At 72.2% G+C, this 17,238-nt stretch carries 14 protein-coding genes; 5 read left to right on the top strand and 9 right to left on the bottom strand.

Translation table 11 applies throughout. The features are described 5' to 3' along the window. Positions 1-58: 58 nt before the first annotated feature. Positions 59-919, bottom strand: coding sequence for a carbohydrate ABC transporter permease (locus ACFVFH_RS32130; protein ID WP_383775470.1), 861 nt, complete (start codon positions 917-919; stop codon positions 59-61). Positions 920-1,001: 82 nt separating this feature from the next. Then, positions 1,002-2,015: an ABC transporter permease subunit gene (locus tag ACFVFH_RS32125; protein WP_329917232.1), complete on the bottom strand. Its 1,014-nt coding sequence runs from the start codon at positions 2,013-2,015 to the stop codon at positions 1,002-1,004. 339 nt (positions 2,016-2,354) lie between these two features. Between ACFVFH_RS32125 and ACFVFH_RS32120 the strand changes: the two genes are divergently transcribed. From ACFVFH_RS32120 to ACFVFH_RS32100, 5 genes are all read left to right on the top strand, one after another. Further along, positions 2,355-3,341, top strand: a complete 987-nt coding sequence (locus ACFVFH_RS32120; RefSeq protein ID WP_383775283.1) for a hydroxyacid dehydrogenase — start codon at positions 2,355-2,357, stop codon at positions 3,339-3,341. A gap of 62 nt (positions 3,342-3,403) precedes the next feature. Further along, positions 3,404-4,498: a LacI family DNA-binding transcriptional regulator gene (locus ACFVFH_RS32115; RefSeq protein ID WP_383775281.1), complete on the top strand. Its 1,095-nt coding sequence runs from the start codon at positions 3,404-3,406 to the stop codon at positions 4,496-4,498. 156 nt (positions 4,499-4,654) lie between these two features. Then, positions 4,655-6,058: a M60 family metallopeptidase gene (locus ACFVFH_RS32110; protein WP_383775279.1), complete on the top strand. Its 1,404-nt coding sequence runs from the start codon at positions 4,655-4,657 to the stop codon at positions 6,056-6,058. Positions 6,059-6,141: 83 nt separating this feature from the next. Then, positions 6,142-8,505 carry a polysaccharide lyase 8 family protein gene (locus ACFVFH_RS32105; protein ID WP_383775467.1) on the top strand — a complete coding sequence of 788 codons (2,364 nt, stop codon included), beginning with the start codon at positions 6,142-6,144 and terminating at the stop codon, positions 8,503-8,505. Positions 8,506-8,535: 30 nt separating this feature from the next. Then, positions 8,536-10,446, top strand: coding sequence for a DUF2264 domain-containing protein (locus tag ACFVFH_RS32100; protein ID WP_383775277.1), 1,911 nt, complete (start codon positions 8,536-8,538; stop codon positions 10,444-10,446). Between the two features lie 91 nt (positions 10,447-10,537). Here ACFVFH_RS32100 and ACFVFH_RS32095 read toward each other — a convergent pair whose 3' ends face one another. The 7 genes from ACFVFH_RS32095 to ACFVFH_RS32065 form a co-directional block, all read right to left on the bottom strand. Then, positions 10,538-11,125, bottom strand: a complete 588-nt coding sequence (locus ACFVFH_RS32095) for a GAF domain-containing protein (protein WP_383775275.1) — start codon at positions 11,123-11,125, stop codon at positions 10,538-10,540. Beyond that, positions 11,122-11,679, bottom strand: a complete 558-nt coding sequence (locus ACFVFH_RS32090) for an ATP/GTP-binding protein (RefSeq protein WP_383775464.1) — start codon at positions 11,677-11,679, stop codon at positions 11,122-11,124. Before ACFVFH_RS32090 ends, ACFVFH_RS32095 begins: the two co-directional genes overlap by 4 nt. Positions 11,680-12,088: 409 nt before the next feature. After that, positions 12,089-12,460 (bottom strand): DUF742 domain-containing protein, encoded by a 372-nt coding sequence (locus tag ACFVFH_RS32085; RefSeq protein WP_329192307.1) that lies wholly within the window; start codon positions 12,458-12,460, stop codon positions 12,089-12,091. Positions 12,461-12,462: 2 nt separating this feature from the next. Continuing rightward, a complete protein-coding gene (locus ACFVFH_RS32080; RefSeq protein ID WP_329192309.1) occupies positions 12,463-12,897 on the bottom strand; it encodes a roadblock/LC7 domain-containing protein in 435 nt (144 codons plus the stop codon). A 7-nt stretch (positions 12,898-12,904) separates the two neighbouring features. Continuing rightward, complete coding sequence (locus tag ACFVFH_RS32075) at positions 12,905-14,959, bottom strand: ATP-binding protein (RefSeq protein WP_383775271.1); 2,055 nt, start codon at positions 14,957-14,959, stop codon at positions 12,905-12,907. A 359-nt stretch (positions 14,960-15,318) separates the two neighbouring features. After that, a complete protein-coding gene (locus ACFVFH_RS32070) occupies positions 15,319-16,554 on the bottom strand; it encodes an MBL fold metallo-hydrolase (RefSeq protein ID WP_383775269.1) in 1,236 nt (411 codons plus the stop codon). 99 nt (positions 16,555-16,653) lie between these two features. After that, complete coding sequence (locus tag ACFVFH_RS32065) at positions 16,654-17,094, bottom strand: PPOX class F420-dependent oxidoreductase (protein WP_383775267.1); 441 nt, start codon at positions 17,092-17,094, stop codon at positions 16,654-16,656. Positions 17,095-17,238 lie beyond the last annotated feature (144 nt).

The following is a 17,238-nucleotide window of genomic DNA, read 5'->3' as shown; positions in this document are numbered from 1 at the left end:
TGAATCTCCTCGGGAGAAGGGAAGGAAGGAGTGGGGGGCGGTGTGGCGGTGGCTGTGCTCAGCCCTTGACGGCGCCGGTGAGCACGCCCTTGGTGAAGTAGCGCTGGAGGAACGGGTAGACACAGAGGATCGGTACGACGGCGATCACCAGGACCGCCATCTGCACGGCCTGCTGCGGGGCGAGCACCTCGCCGGCCGAGGCGGCGTTCAGGCTCTGGCCCTGGAGCACATAGGTGCGCAGCACCATCGGCAGCGGCCACTTGTCGGAGTCGTTGAGGTACAGGAGCGAGTTGAAGAAGGCGTTCCAGTACGTCACCGCGTAGAAGAGGCTGATCACGGCGAGGACGGCCTTGGAGAGCGGCAGCACGATCCGGACCAGGACCCGGAAGTCTCCGGCCCCGTCGACCTTCGCGGCGTCGTACAGCTCCTCCGGCAGGCTCATGAAGAAGGACCGCAGGACGACCAGGTTGAAGGCGCTGACCAGGGTGGGCATGACGAGCGCCGCGTAGGTGTCGTACAGGCCCAGGCCCTTGACCAGCAGGAAGTTCGGGATGATGCCCGCGTTGAAGAGCATCGTGAACAGGGCCGTCATCAGGATGAAGCGGGAGCCGGTGACATCGCGCCGGGAGAGGCCGTACGCCATGCCCACCGTGACCAGGAGGCTGGCGAGGGTGCCGAGGACGGTGATGCCCACGGAGACGACGAGCGCCCGGGTGACGACTCCGCCGGTGAAGATGGTGCGGTAGGCGTCCAGGGTGGGGTGGTCCGGCCACAGGACGAGGCCGGAGCTCTTGATGATGTCGGTCTGCGAGGCGAAGCTCGTGCCGATCACGCCGACCAGCGGGTAGGCGACGGCGAGGACGACCACCACGATGGCGACCGCCTTGGCGGTCTGCCCGATGCGGGTGGGCCGCTCCATCCACGGCGGGCGGCCGTCGGACTTCCGGGCGGGGGCGGGGCGGGGCGCCGGTGCGGTGGATTCCGTCGTGGCGCGCGTCTGCTCAGCGGTCAGCACCGCGGTACACCCCTTCGTGGCCGAGTCGGTGGGCGAACTTGTTCGCGCCCAGGACGAGAGCGGTTCCGATGACCGCCTTGACGAGTCCGACGGCGGCGGCGACGCCCCAGTCGTTGTCCTTGATGCCGTGGTAGTAGACGTAGGTGTCGAGGACCTCGCCGGCGTCCGGGCCGACCGCGTCGCGCTGGAGGAGGATCTGCTCGAAGCCGACGGAGAGGATCTGCCCGAGGTTGAGGATCAGCAGCAGGATGAGCACCGGGGCGATGCCCGGCAGGGTCACGTGCCACAGCCGGCGCCGGGGTCCCGCGCCGTCGATGGCGGCGGCCTCGTACTGCTGCTTGTCGATGTTCAGCAGCGCGGCGAGGATGATGATCGTGCCCCAGCCGGCGTCCTTCCAGGCGACCTGGAGGGTCAGCAGCCAGGGGAACGCGTCGGGGTCGCTCATCATGTCGTAGCGCGGCAGCCCGAGACCGCCGAGGACATCGGGCAGGAGCCCGGCGCCGCCCAGGATCTGCTGGAAGATCGAGACGATGATGACCCAGCCGATGAAGTGCGGCAGATAGACCACGCTCTGCACGAAGCGCCGGATCCGGTCGCTGGCGATGCTGTTGAGCAGCAGGGCCAAGGCGATCGGGATCGGGAAGAAGAACACCAGCTGGACCAGGGCGATCTCCAGGGTGTTGAAGGTCGCGGACCAGAAGGCCGGCTCACCGAACGCTGCGGAGAAGTTGGCGAACCCCACCCAGACGCTGTGCATGTAGCCGAGGTACGGCTGGTAGTCCTGGAACGCCACGACGTAGCCGAGCAGCGGCACGTAGTGGAAGACGACGAAGTACAGCAGACCGGGCAGGGTGAGCAGCAGCATCACCCGGTCCCGCTTGATCCGCTGCCAGAGGCTCAGCCGGCGCTGTGCGACAACGGCCCCGGCGGCTGGCGGGGAGGGTGTTTCAGCCTTCTGCCGCCGCTTTTCCCGCGGCAACGGGGGTGCTGTTTCAGCCATGGTGCGTCCTGTTCGGCTGGGTGGCGCGTGGTGGGCCTTCTGGGGCCGCAAGTTAGTAAGCGGTTAACCCAAGCGTCAAGAGATCCGGGCGAATGTCGTTGAGTCGCGATGCTCCGGCGGCTGAATCCAGCACCCCGTACCAGCAAATATGCCGCAGAAATGGACAGTTGTGAGAGTCGGGAGCTTGACGGTCGGCCGTCACTCTCCCTAGCGTGCCAGTCATCCCATAGAACGCGATTACTGTCCGGAGGCAGGGTGCGAACCACCGAAGAGGCACCGGCTCGGTCCGGTAGCGAGGCTGCGGCACCGTCCCCGCGACGGCCGCGCACGCTCCTGGTCATGAGCCCCGGACTGCTCGACGATGTCTTCCCGCCACCCGTACGGGCCCTTCTGGAGGAGACCGCGGACCTTCTCGACCCGTCCGTGATCAGCGAGTTCGACTCCCCGGAGGCATCCGCGGCGCTGCGTGGGGCCGAGGTCCTGCTCACCGGCTGGGGCTGCCCGCCCGTCGACGCCGCACTGCTGGACCGGGCGCCCTCGGTGCGTGCCGTGATCCATGCGGCCGGCACGGTGAAAACGTTTCTGTCCCCGGTTGCGTTCGATCGCGGGATCGTCGTCTCCTCGGCCGCCGCCGCCAACGCCGTACCGGTCGCCGAGTTCACCCTGGCGGCGATCATCATGGGCGCCAAGCGGGTGTTCCCGCTGGCCGGTCTCTTCCGCACCCGGCGCACCCACCGCACCGGCGCCGACCTCGACCGCCAGCACTGGCTGGGCACGCACGGGCTGACCATCGGGGTGATCGGGGCCTCCCGGATCGGCCGCCGGGTCATCGAACTCCTCCGGGTCCTCGACGCGGAGGTGCTGCTGCACGACCCGTACGTCGGCGCGGCCGAGGCGGAACGGCTCGGTGTCACCCCGACCGACCTCGACACCCTGATGGCCACCAGCGACGTGGTGACCGTGCACGCCCCCGACACGCCGGAGACCCGTGGGCTCGTCGACGCCCGCCGGATCGGACTGATGCGCCCCGGCACCCTGCTCGTCAACACCGCGCGCGGCCCCCTGGTGGACACCGAGGCGCTGACCGAACACCTGGTCAGCGGGCGGCTGGACGCGGTCCTCGACGTGACCTCGCCCGAACCGCTGCCGCACGGCCACCCGCTGTGGGACCTGCCGAACGTCTTCCTCACCCCGCATCTGGCGGGCGCCCAGGGCAACGAGGTCGGCCGGCTCGGCGCACTGGCCGTCGACGAGCTGGCGCGGTACGCGCGCGGTACGCCGTTCGACCACCCGGTGCACCGGGCCGACCTGGGGAGGATCGCGTGACTCCCCGGCTTCCGCAGGCTCTAGGCTCGGCGTCACACAACAGCCAACTGGGGGTGAGCCGGATGCGCCGGCAGAGCACAGCCGCGGATGGACAACGGCGCGCGACGGTCACCGACGTCGCACGGCGCGCGGGCGTATCGACGGCCACCGTCTCCCGCGTGCTGAACCGCAACTACCCGGTCGCCGAGGCCACCCGGGAGCGGGTCGAGTCCGCGATGCGTGAACTCGGCTATGTCGTCAACGCCCACGCCCGCGCCCTGGCCGGTGTCTCCAACCGCACCGTCGGCATCATCGTCAACGAGGTCATCGACCCGTTCTACGCGTACATCGCGCGCGGGGTGGAGCGGGAGGCGGCGCTAGGCGGGCGGCTCTGTCTGGTCTGCTGCACCCAGGGCGACCCGCAGCGGGAGCTGGCCTTCATCGATCTGATGCACGAGCGCAGGGCGGACGCGGTGGTCGTGGTCGGCGGCTCCATCGCGGACCGCGGCTACACCACCGAACTGGCCCGCCGGGCACGCGAGCTGGACGCGGGCGGCTCGAAGCTGGTGCTGTGCGGCAGGCCGCCGCTGGGCGAGCAGGCCCCCACCGTCGCGGTCGAGTACGACAACGAGGGCGGCGCCTTCGCCATCACCGACCACCTGCTGATGCAGGGGCACGAGCGGATCCTCTACCTCGGCGGCCCGCCCAAGCTCTCCACCACCCGCGACCGGCTGGCCGGGCACCAGCGGGCGCTGCGGCTGCGCGGCATCGCACCGGACCCCGGGCTGGTCCGGCCCGGCGCGTTCAGCCGCAGCTTCGGCTACCGGATGCTGGCCGAAGTACTGCGGGAGGGAACGGACTTCACCGCCATCTTCGCCGCCAACGACATGGTGGCCGCGGGCGCGGCACAGGCCCTGGAGGAGGCCGGGATCCGGGTGCCGAAGGACGTGTCCCTGGTGGGGTACGACGACATTCCGGTGGCCCAGGAGCTGCGGCCCCGGCTGACCACCGTCCATGTCCCGCTGGAGGAGATGGGGCGCCAGGCGGTACGGCTGGCCGTCAGCGGCGGGGACGAGGACGACTGGCGCGAGCCGACCACGGGTGCGCTGCGGCTCGGCACCCACATCGTGGTGCGCGATTCGGTGGCGCCGAGGCCCGGCCGCTCCGCCGCTGTGTGACCGGTTACTTCCCGCCTGTCCACAGTTGGCCATAGAAAATCACAGTAACTTCGTACCTCCCCTTGCCCCTGAATAGCAACCGCTTACATGCTGGCGCCGAGCAGCACCGTTCCGCACGCTTCCGCCCCTCACTCGTTTCCGCAGGGAGAGTTCCGCATGCGCATGCCCACAGACTCCGCCGGCTCCTCCACCGCCTCCGCCCCCGCCCGCTCCACGGTCGGCCGCCGTTCCCTCCTCGCCGCGGCCGCCGGTGCCGGAGCGGCCGTCGCCCTCGGCGCCACGACCGGAACGGCCCGCGCCGCCGGTGCCTTCGGCGCGGGACCGGACCACCGGGGCGGCCGCCCGGTCGAGCTGACCGTGACCGCCCGGCCCGCCGCCGAGGCCGAGCGGCTGCGGCTCGGACAGGCCCTGCGCGGCTCGGAGTTCCAGCCCACCGGTCTGTACGTCCCCGCGGGCGCCCCGCTCACCCTCACCGTCCGGCCCCACGACGGTCTGCTGCCCACCCTCTGGATCGGCGCCTGGGACTACTACGGCGAGGTCACCGAACCCCGCGCCTACCCGCTGACCAGGGGAACGAACACCATCACGGACCCGCACGGCGGCCCGGTCTACCTCACCCTGACGGGCCGCGGCGAGCGGGCCGGTGTGCTGATCCGCTCCGGTGCCGTGCCCATGCCGGTCTTCACCCTGGGCCGCACCTCGGAGGCCGGCTACCAGCGGCAGCTGGACACGCTCACCGCGTCCCCGTACGTCGAACTGCACGCCCCGCACACGATCATGACGCTCACCCGCGAAGGCGCGCTGCTGTACCGGAACGAGGACCACGCCGCGCTGCTCGGGCTGGTCGAGACCATCATCGACTCCCACGCCCGGATCAGCGGCCTGGACGGTTCGAGGCCGGTGCACCGGCGCAAGGCCGGTCCGTACCACTTCACCGAGGTCAGCAAGGTGCCCAGCGGGGTCGGCGCCTACGCCACCCACGGCTACAACGGCTTCCCGCGCGCCTATCTCGACCGGGCCACGACCGTGGAGGGGCTGCGGACCCGGGGCTGGGGGCTCTACCACGAACTCGGCCATCTCCACCAGCAGTTCGCCTACAAGCCCGGCGGTCTGACCGAGGTCACCGTGAACATCTACTCGCTGGCGGCGCAGCGCACCCTGAAGCAGCCCTCCAACCTCCTCACGGTCGACCCGGCGACGGGGCTCACCTACTTCCAGTCGGCACGGCAGAAGTTCGGCACGGCCGGACTGGCGTACGAGAAGTCCTTCGGCGCCTACGAGAAGCTCGTGCCGCTGCGCCAGCTGGAGCTGGCGTTCGGCGACGACTTCTGGCCCCGGATGCACAAGCTGGTCCGCGAGGAGAATCCGCAGTCCGACTACACGGAGGACGCCAAGCGCTACCGGGCGCTGGCCACGTACTCCAGCCGGGTCGCGGGCTACGACCTCACGGACTTCTACGTGAACACCTGGGCGTTCCCGATCGACGCCACGGGCCGGGCCGAGCTGGCCGCGCTGAACCTGCCGAAGCCGCCCGTCGACCCGGCCACGCTGGCCGACTGAGCCCGGCGCCCAGGGAGTTCACCGTGAATCTCAGCAGACGCACCCTGCTCGCGGCGGGCAGCGCCACCGCCGCGACCGCGCTCATGACGTCGACCGGCACCGCGCACGCCTCCCCCGCGACGGTCACCACGGCCGGGGCCCCGGCCACCGCCGACTTCGACACCCTGCTCCAGCGGGCCGAATCGCTGCTCACCGGCGGCGGGTTCGACCCGGCCGACCCCGATTTCACCGGCGCGGTCGAGGCCCTGGACACCACGGCGAAGGAGCTGTGGGACACCCTCGACCGCGACGCCGCCCGCACCGCGCTCTGGCCGGACCTCGCCCCGCTCACCGACGCGGGCAACTTCGGCCAGAGCTACACCCGACTGCGCACGCTCGCGACCGCCTGGGCCACCGAGGGCACCTCCCTCGCGGGTTCCCCGCAGGTGGCGGACGCCCTCGTCGCCGCACTGCGCTTCACCCACGACACCGCGTACAACCCGGCCAAGCGCGAGACCGGCAACTGGTGGTTCTGGGAGATCGGCGCCCCGCGTGCGCTGATGGACTGCTCCGTCGTCCTGCGCGACCGGCTCCCCGCCGCCGACCTGGCGGACTATCTGGCGGTCGTGGACCGGTTCTGCCCCGACGCGGACCGCCGCACCAACTCCCCCACGCTCTCCGAGACCGGTGCGAACCGCACCGACAAGGCCGTCATCGTGGCGCTGCGGGGGCTGCTGGGACGGGACGCGGCCAAGCTCGTCTCGGCCCGCGACGCGCTGTCCGACGTACGCGACTCGGGACGCAACAGCCTGTTCCGGTACACGAGTTCGGGGGACGGCTTCTACGAGGACGGCTCGTTCGTCCAGCACGACGTGGTGGCCTACACCGGGTCGTACGGCATCGTGCTGCTCGGCGGGACGGCGTATCTGCTCGCCCTGCTCGCGGGCTCCGAGTGGGCGGTGACCGACCCGGACGTCTCGGTGATGTACGACGCCGTGGAACGGACCTTCGCCCCGGTGGTCTTCGACGGGCTGATGATGGACTCGGTGCGCGGCCGGGCGGTCTCCCGGGAGCGCGCCGGTGACCACCGCGACGGTGCCACGGCCCTGGCGGCGATCCTGCTGCTGGCCTCCGGCGCGCCCGCCGCGTACGCGGAGCGCTGGCGCGCCCTGGTCAAGGGCTGGCTGACCCGCAACCGCACCACCCCCTTCGAGACGCTCGCGACGTTGCCGCAACTCGCCCTGGCCAAGGCGGTCCTGAACGACCCGGGGGTGCCTGCCGGGCCGCGCGACACCGGCAGCCATGTCTTCGCCGACATGGACCGCGTGGTGCACCGCCGCCCCGGCTGGGCCTGCGCGCTGTCCCTGTCGTCGAAGCGGATCTCGGCGTACGAGGCGGGCAACGGCGAGAACCTGCACGGCTGGTACACCGGCGACGGCATGACGTATCTGTACGAGGGCGACGACCTCGCGCAGTTCAACGACGGCTTCTGGCCGACCGTCGATCCGTACCGCCTCCCCGGCACCACGGTCGACACCCGCCCGCGGACCGATCTCGGCACCGGCGCGGGCACGTCCACCTACCGCCCGGCCAACGCCGTGGCGGGCGGCGCCGTGCTGGACGGCCGCTACGGCGCCGCCGCGATGGAGCTGATCGGCGCCGAGGGCACCACCCTGCGGGCCAGGAAGTCGTGGTTCCTGCTGGACAACGCGGTGATCGCGCTCGGCGCGGGCATCACGGCGAGCGACGGCCGGCCGGTCGAGACGATCGTCGAGAACCGCAACCTGGGCACGGACGGACGCCACCGGCTGACCGTCGACGGCATCCGCCGGCCGGCCGAGCAGGGCTGGAGCGGCGCGTTCGACCGGGTCCGGTGGGCCCATGTCGACCGGGTGGGCGGCTATGTCTTCCCGGGCGGGACCGCCCTGCGGGCCCTGCGCGAGCAGCGCACCGGCACCTGGCGGGCCATCGACACCGGGGCGGACACGGGCGGCGGCACCGACCCCGTCACCCGCCGCTATCTGACGCTCTGGACGGACCACGGCCCCTCCCCCGCCGACGCCCGGTACGCCTATGTGCTGCTGCCCGGCGCATCGGCCGCGGCGACGGCGGTCTGGTCGCGGTCCCGGCCGGTCCGGATCGTCGCCAACGACTCCACCGCCCAGGCCGTGGAGGCACGCCGGGAAGGGCTGACGGCGGTGAACTTCTGGCGCGCCGGAACGGCCGCCGGGATCACCTCGTCGGGCCCGGCGTCGGTCCTCGTGCAGCGCCGCGGCGGGCACGTCCGCGTCGCGGTCGCCGATCCGGGACGGACGCTCACCACCCTCTCGGTCGAGCTGCCGTTCCCCGTACGGTCGGTGGTGACGGCCGACGACTCGGTGCGGCTCGTCCCGGGCCGCAGGCCCGTGCTCACCGTCGCCGTCGGCGGCTCGCGCGGCCACACCCACCGAGCCGTACTCAACCGCTGACCCACCCCGCACCACCCGAGGAGCACCACCATGTCCGTCGCACCGCACCTGCAACTGCCGCCGCCCGACCGGCTCCTGTCCTCACGCACCGGCTGGACCCGGGCCCACTGGGAGGCGACGGCCGACCGGATGCTGGACGCGCTGGTGCCGTACGCGACCCCCGGCTTCGCCCAGTACCGGCTGCCCGGCCGGGGCAGCTGGTCGGGGGTCGTCTCGGACGGTCTCGAAGGGTTCGCCCGGTCGTTCCTGCTCGCCGCCTTCCGGATCGCGGGCGCGGGCGGGGCGGTGGACCCCGCGCTGACCGGGCGGTACGCGGCGGGGCTGGCTGCGGGCACGGACCCCGGCAGCGGGGAGGCGTGGCCGAGGCTGACCGACTGTTCGCAGCAGATGGTGGAGGCGGCGTCGGTCGCGGTGGCGCTGCACGAGACCCGGCCGTGGATCTGGGACCGGCTCGACGCCCGGGTGCAGGAACGGGTCGTCGACTGGTTCTCCGGGTTCGTCGGCGGGCGCACCTGGGACAACAACTGGCGGCTGTTCCAGGTGGTCTCCGAGCAGTTCCTCGCCTCGGTCGGGGCTCCGTACAGCCGCTCGGACATCGAGTCGAACCTGGACAGGATCGAGGACTGGTACGTCGGCGACGGCTGGTACACCGACGGGGACGGCCGGAACTTCGACTACTACATCGGCTGGGCCATGCATCTGTACCCGCTGCTGTGGTCACGGATCGCGGCCGGCGACGACGGCGGCAGGACCGAGGTCTACCGGCAGCGGCTCAGCCGCTTCCTGGAGGACTATCCGCACTTCTTCGGCTCCGACGGCGCACCGGTCCACCAGGGCCGTTCCCTGACGTACCGGTTCGCCGCCCTGGCTCCGGTGTGGATGGGGGCGCTGGCGGACTGCACCCCGCTGGCACCGGGGCTCACCCGACGGCTCGCCTCGGGCACGATGCGGCACTTCGCGGAGCGCGGGGTACCGGACGAGCGGGGGCTGCTGACGCTCGGCTGGTACGACACGTTCCTGCCGAGCACCCAGCCGTACTCCGGGCCCGCCTCGCCGTACTGGGCGAGCAAGGGCTTCCTCGGGCTGCTGCTGCCGGCCGACCACGCGGTGTGGACGGCGCGCGAACTCCCGCTGCCCATCGAGGAGTCCGACCGCTACACGGCACTGCCCGCGCCCGGCTGGCTGCTGCACGGCACCCGTGACGACGGCATCGTCCGGCTGATCAACCACGGCAGCGACCACAATCCGCCGTTCGACGCGTCGGCCGACCCGGCCGAGGGCACCGAGGATCCGCACTACGCCAGGTTCGCCTACTCCACGGCGACGGCGCCCGAGGCCGCCCCGCACGCGACGGCACGCTCCATCGACGGCCATCTGGCGCTCGTGGCGCCGGACGGCACGGTGTCGCCGCGCCGCCGGATCCATCCGCTGCGCTGCGAGGACCGCGTCGCGGCCTCCTGGTACGCGGCCCGGCTGCCCGGTGACGACCATCCGTACCGGATCGGGACGACCAGCGTGCTGCACGGTCCGTGGGAGATCCGGGTGCACCGGGTCGAGGCGCCCGAGGGCGTGGTGGTGCGGGAGGGCGGGCACGCCGTCTCGCACACGCGGAGCCCCTTCGCGCTGTCGGGTCCCGACTGGGCGCTGGCCCGCACGGCCGACGGCCTGAGCAGCGCCCTGGTCGCGCTGTACGGATGGGGCGGCGCCGCAGAACCGGCCGCGGTGGCACGTGATGTCCAGTCCAACGCGTACGGGCCGCATTCGGCGATCCCGTATCTGCGCAGCGGGCCGCACCCGGGCGGGCGGAGCGTGCACGTGTCGCTGGTCGCCCTCTCCCGGGACGCCCTGCATCCGGAAGCGCTGCGCGACGCGGTGCGGGTGCATGTGGGCGCGGAGTCGGTGGTGCTGACCTTCCTGGACGGTACGACGGTGGAGGTCTGAGCGCGTTCCGGCTCTCGGCCGGGGCACGCCCTGGGCCGGAGGTCCGGCCCCGCTCCGGGGCAGGTCGTGGCCCGGTCCGCCGGGCGGCCGGTCAGATCCCGAGGCCGTTCCCCTCCCGCTGATCGATGTGCCCGACGAGCTCCAGGGCCAGGGACTTGATCGTGTCGAGCCCCGCCCTGCCCCAGGGGCGGGGCACGGTGTCGACCGCGCAGACGGCGCCCAGGGCGATGCCCGTGCGGTCGATGAGGGGTGCGCCGAGATAGGAGCGGATGCCTATTTCGTCGACCACGGGATTGCCCGCGAACCTCGGGTAGTCGCAGACGTCCTCCAGGACGAGCGCCTTGCGCCGGACGACGACGTGCGGGCAGTAGCCGCGGTCGAGTGCGACGTACCGGCCGCTGCGGCTGCTGCCCGCGGCGGCGGCGCCCAGGTCGGATCCGTTGTGCGTACCGGCCGGGGTGTGCAGCCCGGCGAAGAACTGCCGGTTCCCGTCGATGAAGTTGACCATCGAGAAGGGCACTTCGGTCAGCTCCGCCACCCGGTCGGCGAAGGCGTCGAAGTTGTCGAACGAGGCGTCGGCGCGTTCCCCGAGCCCGAGCGTTCTCAGCCGCCGGGTGCGCACGACGGCATCGTGGTCGACGGGCGTGAGCAGCTGGCGGCCCGCGGCGTCCCGGGTCATGGACGGGCTCCGAAGCCGGTCAGCGGGGCCGGGGCCGAGGTGGCGTTGATCAGGTGCTGGACCAGGGTCACCAGTGCCCCGGTGCCCGAACTGGCGATCCGGGCGTCGCAGAGCACCACCGGCACGTCGGGGCCCAGGTCGAGTGCGGCCCGGATCTCCTCGGGTGCGTAGCGGTAGGCGCCGTCGAACTCGTTCACCGCGACGATGAATCCGATGCCGCGCCGCTCGAAGAAGTCGACGGCGGCGAAGCACTCGGCGAGCCGGCGGGTGTCCGCGATGACGACCGCTCCCAGCGCTCCCTGGGAGAGCTCGTCCCACATGAACCAGAAACGTTCCTGGCCGGGCGTTCCGAAGAGATAGAGGACGTGCTGCTCGTCGAGGGTGATGCGGCCGAAGTCCATCGCGACGGTGGTGGAGCTCTTGGACTCGATTCCGTCGAGGCTGTCGGTCGCGGCGCTGACCTGGGTCAGCAGCTCCTCCGTGCTCAGTGGCGCGATCTCGCTGACCGCGCCGACGAAGGTCGTCTTGCCGACACCGAACCCGCCTGCCACCAGGACCTTGAGCGCGACGGGAAAGCCCTCGGTGCCTGTGGGGGCGCCTCCTCCGGTGACGTTCTGGGCGCCGTCGGGTCCGCCGTGGCCGGACCCGGCCGCGTAGCCCTGCGCCTCCGCGTGGGCCTGCGGGTCGCCGCGGCTCTCCCCGTGGACCCGGGTGTGTCCGTGGGCCCGCGCGTCCCGGTGGTCCTGCGCGTCGCCATGGCCTTCCCCGTAGCTCCGCGCGTCGCCGTAGCCCGGCGCGTCACTGTAGCCGGGCGCGTCACCGTAGCCCCGCCCGTTCCCGTGGTTTCCCGGGTGTCCGTAGCTCTCCGGGCTCGCGTGGCCCTCCGGACGGCCATGGGCCCCGTGGGCTGCGAAACCCTCGGAGCTCGCGTTGTTCTCGTACGCGGCGGAGCTGCCGAAGCCGTCAGAGCTGTCGTCGTAAGCCATCGAGCACTGCCTCCAGCAGAGATCGGTCGGTGGGCATGTCGTGGAAGGCGGGCGGGTGCGCGGTGACTGCCCCGCAGTCGACCAGGTCGGAGACGAGCACCTTGGTGACGACTGCGGGCAGCCGCAGATGGGCGGCGATCTCGGCCACCGAGGTGGGACCGCCGCACAGCCCCAGTGCGACGGAGTGCTCCGGACCGAGATGGGTCTGCGGCTCGGTCCCCGTGGCCATGACCAGCGAGAGCAGATCGAGCACGGTCGTGGGACGGGTACGGCCGTTGCTCACGGTGTACGGGCGGATGAGCCGGCCTGCCGCGTCGTCGAGCAGCGGCCCGTCCTGCGGGACCGACACCCTCACAGCCCCGTGGCGCCGGGGGCCCCGGCCGCTTGTCTCACGGGCGTCATCAGATAGGGACGGACGCTCTTGACCAGCATGGTCATCTCGTAGCCGAGCACCGCCGCGTCCGCCTCGCGTCCGGCGAGGACGGCGAGACAGGTGCCGGAGCCCGCGGTGGAGACGAACAGCAGGGTCGAATCGAGCTCGACCACCACCTGCCGGACCTCGCCGCTGTCACCGAACCGCGCGCCCGCGCTGCGGCCGAGCGAGTACAGACCGGCGGCCAGCGCCGCCATGTGGTCGGCGCTGTCGGCATCCATGCCGTGAAGGGACTTCACCAGCCCGTCGGCGGAGAGGAGGACCGCGCTGCGTGTGTACGGAACACGCTGGACCAGTCCGCTCAGCAGCCAGTCGAGGTCCGAGACCTGACCGGACGGCATATCGGTCGTCATGGTGCATCTACTCCTTGGGGGTGTTCGTGTCGAGGGTGTCGTCGGGCGGTCCGGGGACCGTGTCCGCGGGGTACGGGGTGACGGTCGTGGTGAGACCGCGTACCGGCAGCGGTTCGAGCGGGGCGGCGGACTGCCAGGACCGCTCGGCACCCGCCGCCCCGGAGCCGGTGTCCGGTTCGGGGGCGGTGCCGTCCTCGGACTCGCTGCGGGCCTCGGCGAGTTCGATGCCCCGCCGGAAGGCCGCCATGAGCCCCGGGTCGTGCAGGGCCCCTTCGTCCTCGGTGCGCGGGGCCGGGGCCTCCCTGAGCTGGGGGACGAGGTGCTCCTGGTGGGCGCGCCGGGGCAGTTGGGGCCGGCCCATGGTGCCGCGCACGGCTCCGGGCCCGGCGTGCGGCCCGTCGGGGACGTCGCCCGGGGGCCGGACGTCGGGACGGGAGGCCGCCGGGTCGGAGCGGTCCGTCTGCCCGGTCGGGTCCGTTCGAACGGCCGGGTCCGGTCGCTCGGCAGGGTTCGTTCGCCCGGCCGGGTCTGGTCGCTCGGCGCGGTCCGTTCGCCCGGCCCGGAGCGGGAGCGGTGGGGCCTCACCCTGTCCCTGGGCCCGCTGGGGCTGTTGGTGCAGACGCAGCGGCTGGCTGGGAACATACGGCTGACGGCCGGTGTTCGCCTGCGGGCCCGGTGCGGTGCCCGGCCCCGGAGTCGGACCGGGGCCGGGGTGACCGAGGTGGCCCAGGTGGCCGGAGTGGCCGATCCTGCCGTCCTCGGCCGGTGGGCGGTGTGCGGGGCCGGGCGGCGGGGCCGGAGCCGCGCCCCCCTCGGCCGGAGCGTCCTCGTCCAAACCCAGCAGGGACTGCGGGAGGACGAGTACGGCCTGGGTGCCGCCGTAGATGTTGCTCTGCAACCGGACCGCGATGCCGTGCCGACGGGCCAGTGACGCGACGACGAACAGCCCGATCCGGCCGTCCTGGAGCAGATGGGCCACATTGACCTGGTCGGGGTCGGCGAGCAGGGCGTTCATCCGCTTCTGCTCGTTGCGCGGCATGCCTAGTCCCCGGTCCTCCACTTCCAGGGCCAGTCCGGCGGTGACCTGCTGGGCACGGAGCAGCACCTGGGTGTGCGGTGCGGAGAACACGGTGGCGTTCTCCACCAGTTCGGCCAGCAGATGGATCACGTCCGCCACGGCGTGACCGCGCAGCGTGCCGTCGATCGGCGGCACCAGCTTGACCCGTGGATACTGCTCGACCTCGGCGATCGCCGAACGCAGCACCTCCGTCATGGTGACCGGGTTGCTCCACTGCCGCCGGGACACGGCGCCGCCGAGGACGGCGAGGTTCTCGGCGTGCCTCCGGATGCGGGTGGCGAGATGGTCGACGTGGAAAAGGCCCTTGAGCAGATCGGGGTCCTCGACCTCGTGCTCCAGCTCGTCGAGCAGCTGGATCTCGCGGTGCACGAGCGACTGGAGCCGGCGGGCGAGATTGACGAAGACCTCGACCTTCTGGTCCTCGCCGGAGTGGTCGGCGAGCTGGGACGCCTGGACGACCGCGGCCACCGCGACGTCCTGCTGACGGCCGAGTTCCTGGGCGAGCAGTTCGAAGGCGTCGCTGCCCGGCGCCACGGGTTCGGCGGGCCTGCGGGCGGGCACGGGTTCGCCGTTGCGGAGCTGTTCCAGGACCCGTTGCAGCTCGGCCTGGCCCTGGGCGCTGTCGCGGCGCAGCGCCAGGCAGCGGCCGAAGACGGTGGTGGCGACGCGGCCGGCCGCGAGGTACGCGGCCAGCACCGCGGCGAGCGAGAGCGCGGCGGCCGTCCCCAGCGCGATCCAGAGCTCGGTGGAGGGCCGGGCTCCGGTGGAACGGACGGTGAAGATGACCGCCGCCGCTCCGCTCAGTACCGCCACGACGGTCGGCAGTACCGCGGTGCGCAGCAGTTGGGGTCGTATACGCGCCTCGCGGGACGGCTGGGCGGCGCGCGGTCTGCCCGTGGCCGAGTGGGAGCGGGCACCCGGTCGGCCGTGCCGTCCGCCCTCTCGGCGTTCCGGTCGCGCTTCGGGTGCGCGAAGTTGAGACATCAGTGTCCTCGGTACGTGGCGCACCTGGAATCGGCGTTCATGCGGTGGCACCTACGGTGGTCGGTCAGGCTCGGTTCATCGGTCGGGCGGGCTCGCACCTGATGAGCCCACTGTTGATCACCGGCCACACACGGTAGTCGTCAATCACAAGGGCGCGACGGCGAGTTGTCGAACTTGCCCGCCATCCGTCCCGCTCTGGTATGAGCTCTCGTACGGTCGACCGATTACGTCGCATTGACACCCGCCCGGCGGACACCCGAACGGCCTACGGCTGCGGACCCCGGACACGGAGAGGGGCTCGGCCCGTCCGGTCGTGCCGGACGGGCCGAGCCCCTTGCGCGTGTGATCCGTACGCCTCCCTAGGCGGTCGGCGCCACCTCGGCGTGGTCCGCCTCCGCGGCCGCGTCCTCGGGGACCGGGCCCGGTCCGGCCGACAGGTCCGTGATCCTGGCCGCCCCGGCGGGCCGGTGCTCCAGTGGCTGCGGCGCCACCGCACGCCACCAGGGCTCGGAGGGAATGATCCGCGCCGTGGGCTCGAAGGGCTCGCCGGGCCGCGGCAGCGCGACCCGGGCGCCCGCGTCCTGTGCGGCGGCGAGGGTCCCCTCGCCCGGCTCGGCCCACGGGTGCGGGGCGAGGTTGAAGGTGCCCCAGTGGATCGGCAGCATCGCCCCGAGCGGCTCACCGCCCTGGAGGTCCAGGTGGGCCCGCATCCCCTCGGCCGGTGTCATGTGGATGTCGGGCCAGTACTCGGAATAGGCACCGATCTGGATCATCGTGGCGTCGAACGGGCCGTGCTCGGCGCCGATGTCCGCGAAGCCGGGGAAATAGCCGGTGTCACCGCTGTGGTAGATCCGGTGCTCGGGTCCTGCGACGGCCCACGACGCCCACAGGGTGTGCTGCTGGTTGCGCAGGCCGCGGCCGCAGAAATGCCGCGCCGGGGTGGCGGTCAGACCGATCCCGGCGATCCTCGTGGTCTCGTTCCAGTCCAGCTCGCGCAGCCGGTCGGCGGACACGCCCCACCGCTCCAGATGGGCGCCGACACCGAGCGGGACGGCGAACACCGTGTCCGTACCGGCGAGCGCCTTGATCGTCGGCAGATCGAGGTGGTCGTAGTGGTCGTGCGAGATCACCACCGCGTCCACCGGTCCGAGCGCGGCCAGCGGCAGCGGCACGGGGTGCAGCCGCTTGGGCCCGGCGAAGGCGAACGGCGAACAGCGCTCGCCCCAGACCGGGTCGAAGAGCACCCGTCGGCCGTCGATCTCGGCGAGCACGCTGGAATGGCCCATCCAGGTGAGCCGCAGCCCGGTGGCCGGCGGTTCGGCCAGGTCGGCGTAGGTGGTGGCGTGGACGGGCACGGTGCCGACCGGCGTCCTGCGTGCCCGCTCCTCCTTGCGGAAGTAGACCTTCGCGAACTCCAGGGTGGATCCGGACGGCCTGGTGCGCGCCCCCACCGGATTCTGGAAGACGCCGTCGGCGAAGTTGGGCGACCGGCGGATGCGCTCCATGCGCGCGCCGTCCGGATCCGCGCCGAATGCGGCGGGGCGCAGCGAGCGCAGCCGGGTGCGGAGCGGAGGCAAGGGGTCGGCGCCGGTCACAAGGTCTCCTGGGGGAGTCGGTGTCGTCTCATTATGGACAGGGGGCGGTGCGGTGCGAGTGCGGAGGGTCCGCGGGGCCGGGAGCCGGGCCCGGCCGGGTCAGCCACGCGGCTGCCCGTACACGTGCGCGACGGGCAGCCGCAGCACGATACGCCGGTCCCGGACCATCGCCCTGCGGTAGTCGTCCCAGTCGGGGTGTTCGCCCTGGACGTCGCGGTAGAGCGCGACGAGCTCCTCGACCGTCGCGTCGTGCGGGTCGGCGGCGACCGGGGACAGCTCGGCGGTGGCGTCGACGACCGTCCACGCCCAGCGGTCCGCGCTGGTGACGTGGTAGCTCGCCCGGGGGTCGCGGCGCAGGTTCTTCGCCTTCGCCCGGTCGTCGGTGATCGAGACCCGGATGATGTGCTCCCGGGGGTAGTAGAAGTGATTGACGTTGGACAGCTGGGGTCTGCCGTCGCGCCGGAGTGTCACGAGCACTCCGCCGTTCTCCTCGGAGAGCAGCCCGAGCAGCGCTTCCTGCCGTGTGTCGAATCCCGTCATGCCGGATCCAACGTCCGTGCCCGCCCGAGGATTCCGCGTCCCGTCCGCTCCCCGTGTCACATCCGCGGGAGGCTCATCCGTCACACCCGTGGAAGCAGCCCCGGACGGCGTCCCACGACGCCGCCGGACGGCACCCGAGCCCGT

It is taken from the genome of Streptomyces sp. NPDC057697 (assembly GCF_042799335.1).
Lineage (GTDB): Bacteria > Actinomycetota > Actinomycetes > Streptomycetales > Streptomycetaceae > Streptomyces.
Note: the sequence above shows the minus strand (reverse complement) of the source record. Positions and strands in the feature narration are given on the sequence as shown.